This is a genomic window from Vibrio sp. ER1A (assembly GCF_000733315.1).
GTDB lineage: Bacteria > Pseudomonadota > Gammaproteobacteria > Enterobacterales > Vibrionaceae > Vibrio > Vibrio mediterranei.
Window position 1 is genome coordinate 1 of the sequence record NZ_JPJA01000004.1, and the last position, 19,590, is coordinate 19,590.

At 45.5% G+C, this 19,590-nt stretch carries 22 protein-coding genes; 12 read left to right on the forward strand and 10 right to left on the reverse strand.

What is annotated here, in order from left to right; genetic code table 11:
* Window positions 1-326: 326 nt before the first annotated feature.
* Window positions 327-875, forward strand: a complete 549-nt coding sequence (locus HW45_RS01250; protein WP_038224114.1) for a gamma carbonic anhydrase family protein — start codon at window positions 327-329, stop codon at window positions 873-875.
* On the opposite strand, the gene HW45_RS01255 is transcribed toward HW45_RS01250, so the two are convergent.
* The 4 genes from HW45_RS01255 to HW45_RS01270 all read right to left on the reverse strand — a co-directional run bounded on the left by HW45_RS01255 (window position 872) and on the right by HW45_RS01270 (window position 3,519).
* Window positions 872-1,135: a DUF1488 domain-containing protein gene (locus HW45_RS01255; RefSeq protein ID WP_038224116.1), complete on the reverse strand. Its 264-nt coding sequence runs from the start codon at window positions 1,133-1,135 to the stop codon at window positions 872-874. The genes HW45_RS01250 and HW45_RS01255 overlap by 4 nt on opposite strands.
* A gap of 3 nt (window positions 1,136-1,138) precedes the next feature.
* Window positions 1,139-1,966, reverse strand: a complete 828-nt coding sequence (aroE, locus tag HW45_RS01260; RefSeq protein ID WP_038224195.1) for a shikimate dehydrogenase — start codon at window positions 1,964-1,966, stop codon at window positions 1,139-1,141.
* A gap of 79 nt (window positions 1,967-2,045) precedes the next feature.
* Window positions 2,046-2,951: an oxygen-dependent coproporphyrinogen oxidase gene (hemF, locus tag HW45_RS01265; protein WP_038224118.1), complete on the reverse strand. Its 906-nt coding sequence runs from the start codon at window positions 2,949-2,951 to the stop codon at window positions 2,046-2,048.
* Window positions 2,952-2,961: 10 nt separating this feature from the next.
* Window positions 2,962-3,519, reverse strand: coding sequence for an L-threonylcarbamoyladenylate synthase (locus tag HW45_RS01270; RefSeq protein ID WP_006072995.1), 558 nt, complete (start codon window positions 3,517-3,519; stop codon window positions 2,962-2,964).
* Between the two features lie 183 nt (window positions 3,520-3,702).
* Here HW45_RS01270 and purE point away from each other — a divergent pair, with 183 nt between their 5' ends.
* Both purE and HW45_RS01280 read left to right on the forward strand, forming a co-directional pair.
* A complete protein-coding gene (purE, locus tag HW45_RS01275; protein ID WP_006072996.1) occupies window positions 3,703-4,188 on the forward strand; it encodes a 5-(carboxyamino)imidazole ribonucleotide mutase in 486 nt (161 codons plus the stop codon).
* Between the two features lie 2 nt (window positions 4,189-4,190).
* The gene (locus HW45_RS01280) at window positions 4,191-5,321 is read left to right on the forward strand and encodes a 5-(carboxyamino)imidazole ribonucleotide synthase (protein ID WP_038224121.1); all 1,131 of its coding nucleotides are present in this window, start codon (window positions 4,191-4,193) and stop codon (window positions 5,319-5,321) included.
* A gap of 50 nt (window positions 5,322-5,371) precedes the next feature.
* On the opposite strand, the gene HW45_RS01285 is transcribed toward HW45_RS01280, so the two are convergent.
* Genes HW45_RS01285 through HW45_RS01300 form a run of 4 tightly spaced genes read right to left on the reverse strand, consistent with a single transcriptional unit; the run spans window position 5,372 to window position 8,641 of the window.
* Window positions 5,372-5,944 (reverse strand): DNA topoisomerase family protein, encoded by a 573-nt coding sequence (locus HW45_RS01285; protein ID WP_038224123.1) that lies wholly within the window; start codon window positions 5,942-5,944, stop codon window positions 5,372-5,374.
* Window positions 5,945-5,980: 36 nt separating this feature from the next.
* Window positions 5,981-6,457, reverse strand: coding sequence for a DUF494 family protein (locus HW45_RS01290; protein ID WP_006072999.1), 477 nt, complete (start codon window positions 6,455-6,457; stop codon window positions 5,981-5,983).
* A gap of 2 nt (window positions 6,458-6,459) precedes the next feature.
* Window positions 6,460-7,560 carry a DNA-processing protein DprA gene (dprA, locus tag HW45_RS01295; protein WP_038224125.1) on the reverse strand — a complete coding sequence of 367 codons (1,101 nt, stop codon included), beginning with the start codon at window positions 7,558-7,560 and terminating at the stop codon, window positions 6,460-6,462.
* Complete coding sequence (locus HW45_RS01300) at window positions 7,553-8,641, reverse strand: LysM peptidoglycan-binding domain-containing protein (protein ID WP_038224127.1); 1,089 nt, start codon at window positions 8,639-8,641, stop codon at window positions 7,553-7,555. The genes dprA and HW45_RS01300 overlap by 8 nt, the downstream gene beginning before the upstream one ends.
* 115 nt (window positions 8,642-8,756) lie before the next feature.
* Here HW45_RS01300 and def point away from each other — a divergent pair, with 115 nt between their 5' ends.
* The 5 genes from def (at window position 8,757) to HW45_RS01325 (ending at window position 14,498) form a co-directional block, all read left to right on the forward strand.
* The gene (gene def / locus HW45_RS01305; protein ID WP_006073002.1) at window positions 8,757-9,266 is read left to right on the forward strand and encodes a peptide deformylase; all 510 of its coding nucleotides are present in this window, start codon (window positions 8,757-8,759) and stop codon (window positions 9,264-9,266) included.
* A gap of 17 nt (window positions 9,267-9,283) precedes the next feature.
* Window positions 9,284-10,231 carry a methionyl-tRNA formyltransferase gene (fmt, locus tag HW45_RS01310; protein WP_031494025.1) on the forward strand — a complete coding sequence of 316 codons (948 nt, stop codon included), beginning with the start codon at window positions 9,284-9,286 and terminating at the stop codon, window positions 10,229-10,231.
* A 90-nt stretch (window positions 10,232-10,321) separates the two neighbouring features.
* On the forward strand, window positions 10,322-11,599 hold the full coding sequence (gene rsmB / locus HW45_RS01315) for a 16S rRNA (cytosine(967)-C(5))-methyltransferase RsmB (protein WP_038224129.1): 1,278 nt from the start codon (window positions 10,322-10,324) through the stop codon (window positions 11,597-11,599).
* Between the two features lie 67 nt (window positions 11,600-11,666).
* On the forward strand, window positions 11,667-13,043 hold the full coding sequence (gene trkA / locus HW45_RS01320) for a Trk system potassium transporter TrkA (protein WP_006073005.1): 1,377 nt from the start codon (window positions 11,667-11,669) through the stop codon (window positions 13,041-13,043).
* 9 nt (window positions 13,044-13,052) lie between these two features.
* A complete protein-coding gene (locus HW45_RS01325; protein ID WP_038224131.1) occupies window positions 13,053-14,498 on the forward strand; it encodes a TrkH family potassium uptake protein in 1,446 nt (481 codons plus the stop codon).
* Here the strand turns inward: HW45_RS01325 and trhA are convergent.
* Window positions 14,495-15,148, reverse strand: a complete 654-nt coding sequence (trhA, locus tag HW45_RS01330; RefSeq protein WP_038224132.1) for a PAQR family membrane homeostasis protein TrhA — start codon at window positions 15,146-15,148, stop codon at window positions 14,495-14,497. The two genes, HW45_RS01325 and trhA, sit on opposite strands and share 4 nt — an antisense overlap.
* 68 nt (window positions 15,149-15,216) lie before the next feature.
* Window positions 15,217-16,017: a sporulation protein gene (locus HW45_RS01335; RefSeq protein ID WP_038224133.1), complete on the reverse strand. Its 801-nt coding sequence runs from the start codon at window positions 16,015-16,017 to the stop codon at window positions 15,217-15,219.
* Window positions 16,018-16,288: 271 nt separating this feature from the next.
* Between HW45_RS01335 and HW45_RS01340 the strand changes: the two genes are divergently transcribed.
* From HW45_RS01340 to HW45_RS01355, 4 genes are all read left to right on the forward strand, one after another.
* Window positions 16,289-16,486 (forward strand): hypothetical protein, encoded by a 198-nt coding sequence (locus tag HW45_RS01340; RefSeq protein WP_006073009.1) that lies wholly within the window; start codon window positions 16,289-16,291, stop codon window positions 16,484-16,486.
* A gap of 116 nt (window positions 16,487-16,602) precedes the next feature.
* Window positions 16,603-16,869 carry a YihD family protein gene (locus HW45_RS01345; protein ID WP_006073010.1) on the forward strand — a complete coding sequence of 89 codons (267 nt, stop codon included), beginning with the start codon at window positions 16,603-16,605 and terminating at the stop codon, window positions 16,867-16,869.
* Window positions 16,870-17,095: 226 nt separating this feature from the next.
* On the forward strand, window positions 17,096-18,514 hold the full coding sequence (gene ccoG / locus HW45_RS01350; protein ID WP_038224134.1) for a cytochrome c oxidase accessory protein CcoG: 1,419 nt from the start codon (window positions 17,096-17,098) through the stop codon (window positions 18,512-18,514).
* A 61-nt stretch (window positions 18,515-18,575) separates the two neighbouring features.
* The gene (locus HW45_RS01355) at window positions 18,576-19,559 is read left to right on the forward strand and encodes a serine/threonine protein kinase (protein WP_038224136.1); all 984 of its coding nucleotides are present in this window, start codon (window positions 18,576-18,578) and stop codon (window positions 19,557-19,559) included.
* The last annotated feature ends 31 nt before the right edge of the window (window positions 19,560-19,590 follow it).

Below are 19,590 nucleotides of genomic sequence, written 5' to 3' on the forward strand. Positions count from 1 at the left end.
ATAGGTTTATATTGTTAAAGAGCTTGTTTCGAGCTTTGCTCAAAACGGACGGCCATTTTAGCGAGATAAGTTGTCGTGTCAACCACTTTTTTCAACTTATTTTGCTAAGCTTCTTAGAAGCTTGAGACCTTCTGACTGGATGCGAACTTTCGTCTGCGTTCCCGTGTCAGCGAGGGGGCATTATAGAGATCGAAATCTTCTTGGCAATACCCAAAATGCATTTTTTTCTGTTTTTTTGTTTGGATGATTATATTTTGCTCTTTAGCTCTATAAATAGCCTTAAATTAGCGCCAAACTAACTAACAAATATCGACTTAGGGAACACTATGACTTCAATACGCAGCTATAAAGGCATCTCTCCTCAACTTGATGACTCGGTCTATATAGATAAGACGAGCGTGATTGTTGGAGATGTACGTTTAGGAAAAGACGCCAGTATCTGGCCTTTAGTTTCTGCTAGGGGTGATGTGAATCATATCGTTATTGGCGAGCGCACCAATATCCAAGATAACAGTGTTCTTCATGTTACTCACAAGAACAGCGATAACCCGGAGGGTTATCCGTTACTTATCGGTAATGATGTAACCATTGGTCATAAAGTAATGCTTCATGGCTGTATTATTGAAGATCGCGTTTTGGTAGGTATGGGGGCTATTATTCTCGATGGTGCAATTGTTGAGTCTGAGGTAATGATTGGTGCCGGAAGTTTGGTACCACCAAATAAGAGACTCGAAAGTGGTTATCTATATGTAGGGAGCCCGGTAAAACAAGCACGAACTCTTACGGATAAAGAACGTGCTTTTTTACAGAAATCAGCTGATAACTATGTTCAGAATAAGAACGACTATATGCACAAGGTGCATTCCATTCGTTAACGAATGACTATCTTACCTTGCTCATCAAAGCTCTCATCTTCTATGAGAGCTTCTGCTATTTCTTCTATATCAAAGCGAACAGAATCAAACATTGGTATAGCTTCTTGTTTAGAGACCTCTTTCTGGTAGGCGAGTTGAGCTAGCTTTTCTAAACTCACCAAACAAACAATAAGCATACCCGACTGGTGTGCATGAAACTCAACCATTCCAGTTGCTTCATCCCACGTCACTTGGTCGGAGAATAGAATAGATTGATTCATTACTTAAGCCTCGAGGTTCTTTCTTAGCTCTCTAAGAATTTGTTTCGTCCCTGGTCTTAGTCCACGCCATAACAAAAAGCTTTCTGCAGCTTGTCCCACCAGCATACCTAATCCATCATAAACACAAAGAGCACCGGACGTTTTTGCCCACTGGTTAAATGTCGTCAGCCCTTGGCCATAAGCCATATCATAGCTGACAGTATTGGCACCGAAGATCGCATCACTAATATCTGGTACTTGTTTATATAAACTAGCAGATGTCGAATTGATTACCACATCATAGGCACAGCCAACACTGTTTATTTCCGCTGCTTGTATAGTTCCAAAAGGCGAAAACAATTCGGCCAGTTGCTGAGCTTTTTCATAGGTACGATTAGTAATGGTTATGGAGCTTGGCTGTTGATCGAGTAACGGCTTAAGTACACCTCGAGCTGCGCCGCCAGCCCCTATAACTAAAATTGAAGCGCCCGCTAATTGCACTTGATGCTGCAACAAGTCTTGAACCAACCCTTCTCCGTCAGTGTTATCACCAATGATTTCACCATCATCCAATTTCTTGAGTGTGTTGACCGCTCCGGCTAGTTCAGCACGCTCGGTTAATCGACTAGCGAACTGGAAGGCATCTTCTTTAAATGGCGCAGTAATATTGCAGCCTCGACCACCATCAGCAAAAAACTGACTAGCAGCTTGAGTGAACTCTCCCTCCTCTGGCTGCAAGCGCCCATATTCAATATGTTGAGAAGTTTGACGTGCGAAGAGTGTATGTATGTAAGGAGACTTGCTTTGTGAAATGGGGTTTCCAAAAACGACGTACTGATCGGGCTTGCTCATGTCCTTGCCTGCTGCGTGCCAAAGTGAATAGTTCGACACTATCACTTCGACACTCATTCGCCAAGCTATGCCTGTCGCTTTACCAGTCTCGCGGCTGAAGGTAGTGCGCGTAAAGCTCGTTTTCTGGTGAGCCTTCTTCTGGTTGATAACTATATTCCCAGCGAGCTAGTGGTGGCATCGACATTAAAATGGACTCCGTGCGACCACCACTTTGCAAACCAAACAATGTACCTCGGTCATAGACCAAGTTAAATTCGACATAGCGACCACGTCGATAAAGTTGGAACTGACGCTCTCTCTCTCCGAATTCTGTATGCTTTCGTTTCTGTACTATCGGTAAATACGCATCGGTATAACTAGAACCAACGGCTTTCATATAGGCAAAGCTGCGCTCGAAACCCCATTGGTTGAGATCGTCAAAAAACAAACCACCGACACCTCGAGTTTCGTTACGATGAGGAAGGAAGAAGTACTCATCACACCATTTCTTGTGTTCGCTATAGACTTGCTCTCCAAATGGCGCACAAATATCCTTGGCCACTTGGTGCCAGTGTTGACAATCTTCTTCAAATGGATAAAACGGCGTAAGGTCAAAGCCACCACCAAACCACCAGATAGGTGCTTCGCCCTCTTTTTCAGCAATAAAGAAACGTACGTTGGCATGGGATGTTGGAATGTAAGGATTTTTAGGATGAATAACTAAAGACACGCCCATTGCTTCAAATTTTCGACCCGCTAATTCAGGTCGGTGAGCTGTCGCGGAAGCTGGCATTTTGTCTCCAAAGACATGAGAAAAGTTAACACCACCTTGCTCGAAGACCACACCATCTTTTAATACTCGACTACGACCACCGCCACCTTGCTCGCGCAGCCATTCATCCTGCTGAAATGTTGCACCACCATCTTCATGTTCAAGCTTTTGGCAAATATCATCCTGGAGCTGTAATAAAAAAGCTTTGACCTGATGTTTATCCACTTGTTGCATCTAATTACCCTCAGCCTTGTCTCAATACTTTTAACGTTCTTGCATCTCGAATTTCACTCGGTTTATTACGACCGCCAGTTTCACCATCAAGAATTTCCGCCAATCGATCACCTAGCTGCGATTTGACTTCTTCGGTTGTCATGCAGGAAGGCATTCCTGACAAGTTGGCACTGGTCGAGGTAATCGGCTTACCATAAGAAAGGCAAAGTTGCTGTACTAACTCGTGATCGGTAACTCGAACCGCAATCGTATCGAATGCACCACTAAGCCATGATGAGACTCTGTCACTCGCTGGCATAATCCAGGTATAAGGTCCTGGCCAAGTATTTTGTACACTTTCGAGCTGCGTCGCTGTCAACTTAGTCTCGTCAACATAAGGTCGAAGCTGTTCATAGTTGGCAGCGATTAGGATCAGTCCTTTCTCTACTGGACGTTGTTTCACTGCCAGTAGTTTTTCAATGGCACTGACATCATCAGGATCACAACCGACACCAAATACTCCTTCAGTCGGATAAGCAATCACTTCACCAGATTTAAGTGCGGCAACTGTACTTTGAAAATTATCCACCGAGCCTTCCTTTTATTAAAACCTAAACAATTAATTTACATTTCAACGGCACTATGCGGAAAAGCGACATGAGAATCCAGAAAAAAACACAAAAATCACTCACGCAAACGTTTTCCTTAGAAAAAAATCCTCGTATAATGCGCGCAAATTAGTCCATTTGCACACGCCTTGAAGGAGCTTCGGATGAAAGTCGGCATTATTATGGGTTCAAAATCAGATTGGCCAACCATGAAACTAGCAGCAGAGATGCTTGATCAGTTTGGTGTAGATTATGAAACCAAGGTTGTTTCTGCGCACCGCACGCCTCAACTATTAGCAGACTATGCAACGACTGCAAAAGAGCGTGGCATCAAAGTTATTATTGCGGGAGCAGGCGGTGCGGCGCACCTTCCGGGCATGGCGGCAGCATTTACCAGTGTTCCTGTCCTCGGAGTTCCTGTACAGAGCCGAGCACTAAAAGGCATGGATTCTTTGCTGTCTATTGTGCAAATGCCAAAAGGCATTGCAGTTGGCACACTCGCTATTGGTGAAGCCGGTGCAGCAAATGCGGGAATCTTAGCAGCGCAAATCATTGGTGTTCATAATGATGCCGTGATGGAGAAAGTCGAAGCATTCCGCAGCCAACAGACCGAAACCGTTCTTGCTAACCCAGATCCGTCTGAGGACTAATAATGAAACACGTATTGGTACTTGGTGCAGGTCAGTTAGCACGAATGATGTCGCTGGCTGGCGCGCCTCTCAATATCAAGATCTCTGCCTTTGACGTGCGCAGCGAAAACATTGTGCACCCCTTAACTCTGGAAGTGCTTGGGCAAGGTCTACAGCAAGCCATATCGCAAGCTGACGTTATTACTGCAGAATTTGAACATATTCCCCTCGATGTCCTAGCTACCTGTGAAGCAAGTGGGAAGTTTTTGCCATCGACAGAAGCGATTAAAGCCGGTGGTGATAGACGAATTGAAAAAGCGCTGCTTGATAATGCTGGGGTTAAGAACGCAACCTATGCGGTTATTACCGAACGTAGCGATCTTGATACCGCTATCGCCACCGTAGGTTTGCCTATGGTACTTAAGAGTGCGTTAGGCGGCTATGACGGCAAAGGACAATGGCGACTCAAAACATTAGAGAATATAGAGCAAATCTGGACTGAAATGGCTCAGTGCATTGCGGATTCAGATAATCAAGCCATCGTGGCTGAAGAATTTGTGCCGTTCCAACGTGAAGTATCGCTTGTGGGTGCTCGCAACCAACACGGTGATATTGCGATTTATCCACTGGCAGAAAATGTACACACTGACGGAGTACTTACTCTGTCTACTGCTATCGATGAGCCTGAGCTACAAGCACAAGCTGCGCAAATGTTTACCGCTGTCGCCGAGTCTCTCGAATATGTCGGTGTATTGGCACTGGAGTTTTTCGATGTAAACGGCCAACTTCTCGTTAATGAAATTGCGCCGCGCGTACACAACTCAGGACACTGGACTCAGCAAGGTGCCGATACGTGTCAGTTCGAAAACCACCTACGTGCAGTTTGCGACATGCCTCTTGGTTCCACGGAAGCCGTTAGAGCCACCTCTATGGTTAATATCCTTGGTGAAGACTCCGTTCCTGATGCTGTTTACGCTCTAGCTGGATGTCATGTTCATTGGTATGGCAAAGAAAAACGTGCTGGACGCAAAATGGGGCATATTAATGTGTCGGCAGCAAGTCAACGCGAGCTAAAAGCAACACTCGTTCAGCTTGCAGACTTACTGGATGAGTCAGCCTACCCTGCTCTAAAACCCGCAGCACTTGCGCTGTAAGTATTAGCTAGCCTAAATACAAAAAAACGGCTCCAATTAGGAGCCGTTTTTTATTCCTGTACTTTCTGGCACCGTCTCGATGCACATTCCAACACCGTTCCTGCTGCGCGTTTTTTCTCAACCAGCAACGTGTAGCCACAATACTGACACACTCCGGGAACCGGAACATGATTCACGGCAAACTTGCACTTAGGGTAACTGTCGCACGCAAAAAACACTTTTCCAAAACGTGATTTACGCTCTTTTATCGCCCCTTTGCTGCACTCTGGACAGCTAACGGAGTCTTTTGCTTCTTGCTCTGGCTCATCTTGTTTATTTGGCGACTGAATGAAATGGCAGTCTGGGTAATTGCTACACCCAATAAACATACCAAAGCGTCCTTGACGTAACAGCAATTCTGAACCGCAATCGGGACAAGCGACACCAAGCTCTTTGATAATATGCCCATCATTTTGATGCAAAGGTTTAATATAATCGCAGCTTGGATACTGATCGCAGCCTAGAAACGGACCGTGTTTGCCATTCTTAAGTAGCAACTTGCCTGAATGACACTGTGGACAAGGCTCATGATCCAACGCATGTTCATGAGCCGAGAAAAGTTGGTTATCGATTTTACCACTCATGGGTGTCTCTTAACTTATCGCCAAATTTGGCTTAGCTTAGTGGACTACACCCCTCTCTGCGGTGTAGATCAGTTCTTCCATGAGAGTGTAAGCGTTTTCGTTGCCAGGAACATTGAACAAAACCATCAAAATGATCCATTTTAGGTCGTCCAATTCAAAATCATTGGTTTCCAGTCCCATAACACGATCAATAACCATTTCACGAGTTTCAGCTGTCAACACACCTATCTGCTCCAAGAACAACAGCAAGCCACGGCTTTTCACATCCATACGTGACATTTCTTGCGCCGTATAAATGCGTGTCGATGTCGCGGCGCTGGTTGCAATGGCCGATTGATTATCCGCATTTTGCAGTTCGGCTAAATCCTCTAGCCATTCTAACGCTTTATAAATATCTTTTTGCTTAAAGCCTGCTCGCAGCAGTTCATCCTCAAGTTCGTCTTGGTCTACCTGCAGATCTGCATCACTATGCACGTAGGTTTCGAACAGGTACATCAGTATGTCCATCATCATAGCTAGCCTCTCCCCTTAAGAATATAACCACCGTTAACTGCAACAACATGCCCTAATAACTCGAGCTCTAGTAGCTGTTGCATGACCTCTTGCACAGGAATATGGGTCTTTTGCGCTAAAATATCAACTGGTGTTGCCTCTATTCCTACGTTAGCCAACAGATCGGGAAATGGCAATTCTTCTTTATCAATAACTTGGTCAAAAAGTGTCGGTTGTACTTTTTTAGACCAGTTGGTGAGAGATTCTATTTCACTAAGAAGATCATTAGGAGACTGCACCAAACAAGCTCCCAATTTGATCAACGAGTGACAACCACTATGGAAAGGGTGGCGAATTGAACCTGGAATGGCAAAAACATCTCGCCCTTGCTCAGCCGCGTATTTAGCAGTAATCAACGAACCACTTTTCTCTGTCGCTTCAACCACCAATACAGCTAAAGACTGTCCACTTACGATTCGGTTACGACGCGGGAAGTGCTCAGCCCTAGGTTTTACCGAAGGTAAATGTTCACTGACTAACGCACCTTGCTCTGCAATGCGAGAGGCCAATGACTTATGACGTGCCGGATAGATTTGCGATAAACCAGAACCCAATACGGCAATAGTAGGACCTTGTGCATCCAGCGCTCCTTGATGAGCGTGACCGTCAATGCCCAAAGCTAAACCACTCGTTACGCAGTAATCATGCTTTGCAAATGTACTGGCATAGCTGCGAGCAATCTCTAGCCCTTCCAAAGTAGCATTGCGACTTCCCACCATGGCAATTTGAGGGGCCGCAAGTAACGATAACTGCCCCTCAACAAATAAAACCGGCGGCGCTCCCTTGGTTTCGCTCAATAGCGGCGGATACGCCTTATCGCCACTGGTCACAATGTAGCGACGCGCCCCCGACGCCCAAGCGAGAGCCTGTTCAGCAAGCGCTATCGATTGGTGATGGATAAACGCCACTTGATGCGACTTCAAACCAATAGAGGCCAGTTCCTGTGGTGTATAGCTAACAATGTTGAGCGGACTATCTATCGCTCGTAACTTTTCAAACGTGATAGCACCGATGCCGGGGCACAGAGAAAGCCGCAACCAAGCTAGAGTGCGAGCGTCACTCACGATACACCCTATCGCTGCTTGGTGGCACAATAATGGTTTGCTTGGTGATGGGCTCTGGAGACTCAGTAACCAGTGCGACACTGAAACGTTGATAACTGTGAATCACCATCAAGCGCCCTATGTCTACTAATGGAAACTGAGACGTAGCTACATGAGACTCGTCACGACCACTTAAGCCATGCTGACCATCGGAATAAACGAATGTTTCACTGGGCCTTTTTAGTATGTAGCTGCTGCCTTCAACAACAGAAGCGTCTTGCCCTGCATTCAACACTACCGTATGTCCTTGAACCGCAAAATGCAGAGAATTGAGCATTCCTACGATACGAAGATCTTCTACATTAGGCCCTGCTTTGGGCTCAATAAGCGTTGATGATTCATCCCGAGCTAGCTCGGAGATAGGAATGGCAATGTCTCCTCGCTTGAGCTCATGATTAAAATCCGTCAACTGCAAAACGGCAATATCATTTACCTGTTTCATCAAACGGGCTGTCGCCAGTCGTTTAATTTCTCTCATAGTAAAATGCTCATCATCGTTGCGATAAAGCTTCCCCACTCGATAAATGACCCAGTTTTGCTCATGGCCTTGATAATCAATGTAAACCTCATCTTGATTGGAAATGTAATCCAAGCCACGACTAGAGCCTACTATCTTAGGATAAGTGGCTAACTCACTCGCAAGTATCAATCTCTCTTGTTCTCTATAACGAGCAATGGCACGAGGATTTAACCAACTTGACGGCTGTTTTAGCGTAACGTCTATCACTGGAGAAAGGCGCCTTAGCGCTTTCTTTATCAATTGCGGTTGCCCTGCTACCCAGACTAATAACAGCGTATCTCCCGGGTAAATTTTATGAGGATTAGCGATATGAGAGTTATGTCGCCAAAGCTCTGGCCAGCGCCAAGGAGAGGATAAGTATCGCCCTGAAACTGCCCATAAAGTATCGCCAGACTTAACAACATAATGTCGAGGCGCATCTGGTTTGAGGAAGTCGCTTACGCTAGCGTGAGATTGAAACGCCCATAAGGTGATAGAAAAAAGAGATGAAAGAGTCAATAACAGACATATTCCCTGTTTCATACACCGCAATCCTTCGCTTTGTTTCAAGGGATGCTGTCATTTAGGTGCGAAAATGTCTAGAATTGAACCAACGAAGTCCATGCCTATTCGGCACAGTTCAACATTTTGAGTGTATATGTCTGTATTACAAGTATTAACTTTCCCGGATGATCGCCTAAGAACGGTAGCTAAGCCCGTTGAAGCCGTAACGCCGGAAATCCAAAAAGTCGTCGATGACATGATTGAAACCATGTACGACGAAGAAGGAATTGGCCTTGCAGCAACGCAAGTTGACTTTCATCAGCGAATTGTTGTGATTGATATTTCAGATACTCGCGACCAACCGATGGTACTTATCAACCCAGAAATTACCGAAAAGCGCGGTGAAGATGGAATTGAAGAAGGCTGCCTTTCGGTCCCTGGTGCTCGCGCACTAGTGCCACGCGCCGCTGAAGTGAGTGTCAAAGCGCTGAACCGCGATGGTGAAGAGTTTACGTTTGATGCAGATGACCTATTGGCTATCTGTGTACAGCATGAGCTTGACCACTTAGAGGGTAAACTGTTTGTTGATTACCTTTCTCCTCTAAAGCGTAAACGCATCAAAGACAAACTCGAGAAAATTAAGCGCTTCAACGCTAAACAATAATATTAAGTGAGGTTTCCGTGAGCCAATCATTACGTATTGTGTTTGCCGGTACTCCAGACTTCGCCGCCCGTCACTTGGCGGCGTTATTGTCTTCGGAGCACGAGGTTATCGCTGTTTACACCCAGCCTGACAGACCAGCAGGCCGAGGCAAAAAGCTAACGGCAAGTCCGGTCAAAAATATTGCCCTTGAGCATGATATTCCGGTTTATCAACCCGTCAATTTCAAGTCTGACGAAGCTAAGCAAGAGCTCAAAGACCTCAATGCCGATATCATGGTGGTTGTCGCTTATGGCCTGTTGTTGCCACAAGCCGTTCTTGATACGCCAAAGCTAGGTTGTATCAATGTTCATGGTTCAATCCTGCCTCGCTGGCGTGGTGCTGCACCTATTCAACGCTCTATTTGGGCTGGGGATGCACAAACCGGTGTGACAATTATGCAGATGGATATTGGCCTAGATACCGGTGATATGCTGAAAATTGCCACACTACCAATTGAAGCCACCGATACCAGTGCGACCATGTACGATAAGCTGGCAGAGCTTGGCCCACAAGCTTTAGTCGAATGTCTTGCTGATATTTCCTCAGGCAATGCTGCGCCAGAAAAGCAAAATGACGATGAAGCGAACTACGCCAGCAAGCTAAGCAAAGATGAAGCGAAGATCGATTGGAGTCAGCCAGCAGAATTCACTGAACGCTGCGTTCGTGCTTTCAACCCATGGCCTATGAGCTTCTTCTCTGTAGAAGAGAACAACATCAAAGTTTGGCAATCGCGGGTAGAAGACAATGCGACAGAATCAGTAGCCGGGACTATTCTTAAGGCTGATAAAACAGGAATTTACGTCGCAACCGGTCAAGGTACTTTGGTGTTAGAACAAATTCAAATACCGGGTAAAAAGGCCATGCCAGTGAGCGATGTATTGAATTCTAAAGCCAGCTGGTTTGAAGTGAGTAGCGTTCTGAGCTAAAGACGCAAATGCTCATTGATAGTTAGGGCCAGCACGTTGAGTGCGGGCCTTATTTTATTTTTAATGTCGATAAAAATTTAGGTAACCAACATGAATGTTCGCGCTGCTGCGGCCAATATCCTTTTCCAAGTGGTTGATAAAGGTCAATCTCTATCGAGCGCCCTTCCATTAGGCCAGCAACAAGTAAAACCTAGAGATCAAGCCTTATTACAAGAGATTTGCTTTGGTGCGCTGCGCATATTGCCTCGTTTGGAGTCCGTTGCATCCGAGCTAATGGATAAACCATTAAAAGGTAAACAACGTGTATTTCATCACCTAATTTTGGTCGGCATCTATCAAATTGGCCACATGCGAATTCCTGCTCATGCAGCGGTAGGGGAGACTGTAGAAGCAACCAAAACGCTGAAAGGTCCGAGGCTGCGCGGCCTTATCAATGCAGTACTACGCAACTACCAACGCAACCAAGAGCAGCTAGATGAGATTTCCGTCAGCCACAATGCTGGAAAATACGGCCACCCTAGTTGGTTACTAAAGCTACTGCAAGAAAGCTACCCACAACAATGGGAAACGATTGTAGAAGCTAATAACACCAAAGCACCTATGTGGCTGCGCGTGAACCACCAGCACCTCAATCGTGACGATTATCAAGCACTACTCAAAAATGAAGGCATAGATTCCACCGCTCACTCTGAAGCCTTGGATGCTCTAAAATTGGCCGCCCCTTGCGATGTCAACAACCTTCCCGGTTTCGATAAAGGTTGGGTATCGATACAAGATGCCGCAGCACAACTTTCTATCAACTACTTAGAGCCTAAAGATGGTGAGTTGATTTTGGATTGTTGCGCCGCTCCCGGAGGCAAGACTGCACATATCCTGGAGCGTACTAAAGATAGCCAAGTGGTAGCTATTGATTGTGATGAGACCAGATTGAAGCGTGTTCATGACAACCTTAAGCGCCTACAGCTACAGGCTAAGGTAGTGTGTGGTGATGCAAGAACACCAAGTGAGTGGTGGCAAGGTGAACAATTTGACCGCATTCTATTAGATGCGCCATGTTCTGCAACCGGGGTGATTCGTAGACACCCTGATATCAAATGGTTGCGCCGCGCCGATGACATTGAAGCACTCGCAGAGCTACAACGTGAGATCTTCGATGCTATGTGGCAGCAATTAAAAGTAGGTGGAACATTGGTGTACGCCACTTGTTCAATCACACCACAAGAAAACAAAGAGCAGGTAAAAGCATTCCTTGCTCGCACAGACAACGCACAGCTTATTGATTCAGACATCGATAACCCAGGACGTCAGATTCTTCCTGGAGAAGAAGATATGGATGGTTTCTATTACGCTGTGCTAAAAAAGGCGTAGAATGCTAACTTATTGATAGCTATGCTAGTGACTCGTTAAGTCGAATTTATCAAAAGAGCGCAATGTTATGAAAATCATCATTCTTGGAGCAGGTCAAGTTGGTGGCACACTCGCAGAGAACCTTGTGGGTGAAAACAACGATATCACCATCGTCGATCGCAACGGTGACCGTCTAAGGGAGCTGCAAGATAAATACGATTTGCGAGTCGTCAATGGCTACGCTAGCCATCCTGATGTATTACGTGAAGCTGGCGCACAAGATGCTGACATGCTAGTGGCGGTGACCAATATGGACGAAACCAACATGGCTGCATGCCAAGTTGCGTTCTCTTTATTCAATACGCCAAACCGTGTCGCTCGAATTCGTTCTCGTGAATACCTGATTGAAAAAGAAAGTCTGTTCAACTCAGGTGCCATCCCTGTTGACCACCTGATCGCTCCAGAAGAGTTGGTGACCAGCTATATAGAACGATTGATCCAATACCCCGGGGCATTGCAAGTCGTCAGCTTTGCGGATGAACGCGTAAGCTTAGTCGCGGTCAAAGCCTATTATGGTGGTCCGCTCGTAGGGAATGCACTGTCGACTTTGCGTGAGCATATGCCTCACATTGATACCCGAGTAGCGGCTATTTTCCGTCAAGGACGTCCGATTCGACCACAAGGCACCACTATTATCGAAGCGGACGACGAAGTCTTCTTCGTAGCAGCAAGTAATCACATTCGTTCTGTAATGAGTGAATTGCAACGACTCGAAAAGCCATACCGCCGCATCATGATTGTTGGGGGTGGTAATATCGGTGCTAGTCTTGCTAAGCGTCTAGAGCAAACTTACAGCGTGAAGCTTATCGAGCGCAGTTATAAGCGTGCCGAAAAGCTGTCGGAAGAGTTAGAGAACACCATCGTCTTTTGTGGTGATGCTGCGGATCAAGAGCTGTTAACCGAAGAGAACATCGACCAAGTAGACGTATTTATTGCACTCACCAATGAAGATGAAACCAACATCATGTCAGCGATGTTGGCGAAGAAAATGGGCGCAAAAAAGGTCATGGTACTGATTCAGCGTGGGGCTTATGTTGACCTTGTGCAGGGCGGCACCATAGACGTGGCGATTTCACCTCAGCAAGCGACTATTTCCGCTCTACTTACCCACGTTCGTCGTGCCGATATTGTAAACGTCTCATCACTGCGCCGCGGAGCCGCAGAGGCGATCGAAGCAGTTGCTCATGGTGACGAAACCACATCTAAAGTGGTTGGCAAAGCCATTGGTGACATAAAACTACCACCAGGTACCACAATTGGCGCTATTGTACGTGGTGAAGAAGTACTTATTGCCCATGATCGCACCGTGATTGAGCAAGATGATCACGTAGTGATGTTCCTCGTGGACAAAAAATACGTGCCTGACGTTGAGGCATTGTTCCAACCAAGTGCATTCTTCCTGTAAGGCACTCCAATGGTTAACGCCCGTCCTGTTTCCTTTGTTATAGGGTTAGTGCTCTCTAAGCTAGCCCTATTTATGTACGTCCCAACATTGGTTGCTTTCTTTACTGGTACCGATGGTTTCCTTGATTTTGGCTTAGCGGTTGTTATTACCCATTTTGCCGCCTTTGTTTGCCTGTCACTTGGACGCACAAAAAACTTCAAACTCAGTGTGCGTGATATGTTCCTAATCACTAGCTTGGTTTGGACTATTGCCAGTGCCTTTGCCGCGCTCCCTTTTGTTTTTATCAACCATATCAGCTTCACCGATGCTTACTTCGAGACCATGTCTGGCATTACGACAACAGGGTCGACAGTACTTAGCGGATTAGACAACATGGCTCCCAGTATTTTACTGTGGCGTTCTATTTTGCAATGGTTAGGCGGTATCGGATTTATTGTTATGGCGGTTGCCATTCTTCCAATGCTTAACGTCGGTGGTATGCGCTTGTTCCAGACTGAATCTTCAGATTGGTCAGATAAAAGCAGCCCGAGAGCAAAAACGGTCGCTAAAAACATTGTATTGGTTTACCTAGTATTAACAGGGCTCTGTCTACTGGGCTACATAGTGACAGGAATGGATCTGTTTGATGCAATTAATCACTCGTTCACTACACTTTCAACGGGTGGCTACTCCACTTCCGATGGTTCTATGAACCATTTCTCAGAGGGCGCACACTGGGTTGGTACCATCTTTATGTTTTTAGGCGGGCTACCTTTCCTACTGTTTGTTGCTGCGCTAACAAAACGCGATCCGAGAATATTACTTAGGGATGCTCAGGTTCGAGGCTTTGGATATCTGTTTTTGGTATCGAGCACCGTTGTGGCGTTATGGCTATTTTGGGAAGACGGTTATGCACTAAATGATGCGTTCCGCGTCTCCATGTTCAACATCGTATCCGTTGTAACAACAACAGGCTTTGGACTGGAAGACTTTACGGCTTGGGGGCCGCTACCTTCGGTTATTTTTGCTTTTATGATGATGGTAGGAGCGTGTTCAGGTTCAACCTCGGGCGGCATCAAAATATTCCGTTTTCAGATAGCAGTTACCTTGCTTAATAAGCAAATGATGAAGCTTATTCATCCGTCTGGCGTTTTTGTCCAACGCTACAATAACCGTCCCGTCAATGACGATATCGTGCGCTCAGTTGTCGCATTTGTATTGATGTTCTTCGTGACTATTATCGTTATCGCCGCAGGATTGAGTGCAATGGGCTTAGACCCAGTTACCAGTATCTCCGGCTCTATCACCGCAGTCGCGAACGTAGGGCCTGGGATGGGTGATATCATTGGCCCAACAGGTAACTTTGCGCCACTTCCCGACGCCGCTAAGTGGCTGCTTAGCTTTGGTATGTTAATGGGCCGTTTGGAAATCCTGACCCTGTTAGTACTCTTCTTCCCTGCATTTTGGCGCCGCTAAACCGGCGCTACATACCAGTACACGGCAAAAAAGTGACAAGCTGCTCCTGCAAGCACAAAAAGATGCCAAATAGCATGGTTATAGGGTATCCGCTTATTGGCATAGAACACGACACCCAAGGTGTAAATCGCACCACCCAATGCCAATAGTATTAAGCCCGAAGGCTCCAAATGCTTAGCCAATTGATAGATGACTATCACCGATAACCACCCCATGACAAGATAAGTAATCAGTGAAGCACGTTTAAAGCGATAAACGAAGAACAGCTTCATAATTATGCCAATGACAGCCAGCGCCCAAATAACAACCATTAAGCCAATTGCTAGTGGTGTTCTCAAACTCACCAGCATAAACGGTGTATAGCTGCCTGCTATTAACAAGAAAATAGCGCAATGGTCGAAAGTTTTCAGCCAGCGTTTACTGTTAGGGTTAGCAGTAGAGTGATACAAGGTTGAGGCCAGAAATAGCGTGATCATGCTCGCGCCATAAAGACTCATACTAGTAATCGTAAGAACATCGGCATGCGCACCAAGTGCTTTTTGCAGCAGTAGTATCAAGCCTACGATGGACAGCAGCACTCCAATACCATGAGAGATGCTATTCGCCCACTCTTCACGAGCGCTGTAATTGGAAGTAGTTGCTGAGGACATTAAGGCATACTCTAAAAAGACAGTGATTAAAGAGTATGCCACATTCAGCTAACATGCGTTAGCTGAAATTAGGTTGTTTGCTCTAAGTAAGCCAGGACTTGCTGACCCGCTTCTTCACCAGACAGTGAACTTGGGATCTGCATTTCTCGTTTCAGTTGCCCTAAACCAATGAGACTTGAGAGCATGCCTTTTACTCCCTCTTTATTCCTATCGATTTCAAACCATAACTTGAGTTCATCTTCACTACGGTAAGCAATGATCTCAAGCTCACGCCAGCGACCATGGTAAGGCCCTGTGGTTGGAACAAACTCAAACTCTTGAACAAACGGCATAACAAAGCCCTTTGCCGCTTCGCACTCAACCTGACGAATACGTAACCCATCCTCTTCCAAAGCAGAGAATATGCCGTCCACTAATGGATCTGGCCTCACTGTCAGCATATCTTTATCTGTTGGATCAGCTGCTAGCGCGATATCCAATCCAGTTTCCAACCATACTTTAGAATCACCAATTGTCACTGGAGTATTCCAAGGCACGTCAAGCTCAACCTCAAAGTCTCGTGTTTCTCCTGGCTCAATGGTAAATGCGTAAGGCAGCTTCCATGTTTGCAGCTCAAAGGTTTTCGATACTCTTTTTTTCGGTGCGCCCGGTTGATTGCTATTGTCGTGGTTACTACGTGCTACCTCATCAATATAGCGACAACAAAGCCTCATATTGATGTTATCCACCGTCTGGGCAGTGTTACCACCGTAGACGTGAATCGTAACTTTCGCTGTCTCGCCGGGATAGAGATATTCTTGGTGAAGAACAGAATCCACTCGCGCGGCGCCGATACCAAAACTTGCTAAGGTTTTCTTAAAAAAAGACATACGCACATCCATTTATATCCCAAGATAGTGCTACCGTTTTATCGCAAAATGATCGAGAAAACAAATATCCAACGCACAAATCTATTGTGGAAAAAGTGACCAATAATTCACTGCAAACTATCGTATCCACACAAACTTGGTGGTATTCTATTCGTGATATGCATGCATATCATTATTCCTGATTACTTATTTGGAGTGGCATAAGTCAAAAAAGAGTGACATTGAGAGTTATTTCAGTGTTCTCATAAGTAATCAGGCCATTAGATTGGCAATGGAATTGCCTGACTTGTTAGGTAAAACAATGCGCCCAACACCCGTCAGGTTTTCGTACTCAAATCGTGGTGCGTCGCGTCGTCGCAGTGGTTTCGTTTCTGCGCCTGTCGCAAAAAAAGTCGCTCCTTCAATGACGCTCGTTGAACAAAGTGTTCGTATGGCACCAGCTCCAACCAGAGTTGTTAAAGCGGCATAATAAAAAGCGCAGTTATCCTGCGCTTTTTTTTGTGTCCAATTCCTTCATATATTGGTATTAGCTCCGATTTTTGGTACTTTTACTCAAAAATACTTATAAAAATTGTGGAGAAAGTTATGAAGTGTCACCGCGTCAACGAACTCATTGAGTTAATACATCCAGAATGGCAGAAAGAACCTGACCTTAACTTACTGGAATTTATTATAAAACTGTCCAATGAAGCTGGGTACGAAGGTAAGCTTGAAGATCTCACTGATGATGTTCTTATCTACCATCTAAAAATGCGCAATAGCCAGAAAGACGAAATGATTCCAGGATTGGCGAAAGACCAAGAGGATGACTTCAAAACCGCACTCTTAAAGGCTCGCGGCATCATCAAATAACCAAATATTATAAAAACGACCCTCTAAGGGTCGTTTTTTATATGAGCCGACGCTAATTTTGTTGTTAAAGGTTGATAGCCTTAAAGAAATGAAATTGTTATCAAGGTTATAATCGCTGGGTTTTAATACTGCGTACTGATTAGTAAGTGACTTACCAGTCGCAGCAATGTCGGAATAGATAGAGTGCGTCAAAACGCACCGTCAGCCCAAGAAGGACAGCCTCAGCATGAGTCAGGATAAAATTGACGTAAAGGATGTAACACCCAAAACGTTCAACCCCAAAACCCACAAAGGCAACGGAGATCGGTTTAACCCAAGCAATCGCATCTACGTTCGTGAAAGTAAAGGAACCTTTCAAAAGCTTAGACGCTACGGCGGCTGGTTTTTACTCCTATTGTTCGCACTGGTACCTTGGATACCTTATGGCGAGAGACAAGCGGTATTGCTTGATATTGGTAATCAGCAATTTAACTTTTTTGGCACCACTCTTTATCCGCAAGATCTCACCCTACTCGCGTTACTATTTATGGTAGCCGCATTTGGCCTGTTTTTTATCACCACGTTTTTAGGTCGAGTATGGTGTGGCTACTTATGCCCACAAACCGTCTGGACCTTTATGTACATTTGGTTTGAAGAAAAACTAGAAGGCAGCGCCAACAAACGACGCAAGCAAGACAGTGGAGAACTCAGTCCAAACCTCATTTTGCGTAAAGGTCTCAAACATGTCGCTTGGTTAGCTATCGCGTTAGCGACTGGCTTTACCTTTACCGGTTATTTTGTGCCAATTGGCGCGCTCGTTAGTGATTTTTTCACCTTTAATGCCAGCTTCTGGCCCGTATTCTGGGTGTTGTTTTTTGCCGGTTGTACATACGCAAACGCAGGGTGGATGCGCTCCATCATGTGTATCCATATGTGCCCTTACGCTCGCTTCCAGTCTGCTATGTTTGATAAGGACACCTTTATTGTTGGTTACAACAGTCAACGAGGTGAAACTCGCGGTCCTCGCTCTCGTAAAGCAGACCCGAAAAAACTGGGCTTAGGTGACTGCATTGACTGTGATCTTTGTGTACAAGTATGCCCGACAGGCATTGATATCCGAGATGGCTTGCAGTACGAATGCATCAACTGCGGCGCTTGTATTGATGCGTGTGACAAGACTATGGACAGAATGGGCTATGAGAAAGGTCTCATAAGCTACACCACGGAGCACCGTCTCTCAGGTAAACACACCAAAGTAATGCGACCAAAGCTGCTAGGTTATGGCTCGGTATTACTGGTGATGATTGCCCTGTTCTTTGTGCAGGTTTCGGCCGTCGACCCCGCGGGGCTGAGTGTTCTTAGGGATCGTAACCAACTGTTCCGAGTTAACAGTGATGGTCTGGTCGAGAATACCTACACCTTGAAGGTCATCAATAAAACACAACAAGAGCAACAATATACGCTAAGTGTTTCTGGACTAGAAAATGCCACTTGGTATGGACGACAAACCATTTCCGTTGAACCAGGTGAAGTCTATAACTTGCCGATCAGTTTAGGTGCTGATCCAGAGCAACTCAGTTCACCTGTGTCGACAATTCAGTTTATACTGAGCGACAGTAATGACTTCTCAACAGAAGTAGAAAGTCGATTTATTAAGAAGCTCTAACCGACGTGTTAGCTACCTATTATAGGAAAAGGGCTCAGCAATGAGCCCTTTTATTTTATACATGACAGATAAAGCCTTTAACTTTGATGCCCTAACTCCCGATTTTATGTGGTATGCCTTAGAAAGCATCGGTGTTCGAGCAGAATCCGGCTTGCTTGCTCTTAACAGTTACGAAAACCGCGTCTATCAATTTACTGATGAAGATAGAAAACGCTTTGTGGTCAAGTTTTATAGACCACAGCGTTGGAGCCGTGAGCAAATCCAAGAAGAGCACGACTTTTCCAATGAACTGGTGGAAAACGAAGTACCTATTGCAGCGCCACTATCGATTAACGGAGAGACCATTCATGAGTACCAAGGTTATCTGTTCACTCTGTTTAATAGTGAAGGTGGCCGCCAGTTCGAGGTTGATAATATAGAACAACTAGAATGGGTGGGGCGATTTATGGGCCGTATCCATCAGGTCGGAGCTCAAAAGAACTTCATCCATCGTCCGACAATTGGTCTGGAAGAGTACGTATATCAACCAAGAAAGCTGCTGCAGTCATCTACATTCATCCCTGCGCATTTAGAAAATGCATTTTTTAGCGACTTAGATTTACTGATCTCGCAAATTGAAGCGCATTGGCAACCGAGTGAAACCATTCGTCTGCATGGCGACTGCCACCCGGGCAACATTCTTTGGCGTGACGGTCCGATGTTTGTGGACCTAGACGACGCTCGTAATGGACCTGCTATTCAGGATTTATGGATGTTGCTCAATGGCGATCGACAAGACAAGATGATGCAACTTGATGTTCTGTTGGAGGGATATCAAGAATTTAGTGACCTAGCCAACGATCAATTGAAACTAATTGAGCCTTTACGCGGTCTACGTATGGTGCACTACATGGCTTGGTTAGCGAAACGCTGGCATGATCCTGCCTTTCCACAGGCCTTTCCTTGGTTCAATGATGCCAAATACTGGGAAGGACAAGTGCTAGGTTTTAAAGAACAGATAGCCGCGCTAAATGAAAAGCCACTTTCATTACAACCGCAGTGGTGACAAACTATCCCCATTCCTGATAAGGATTTGG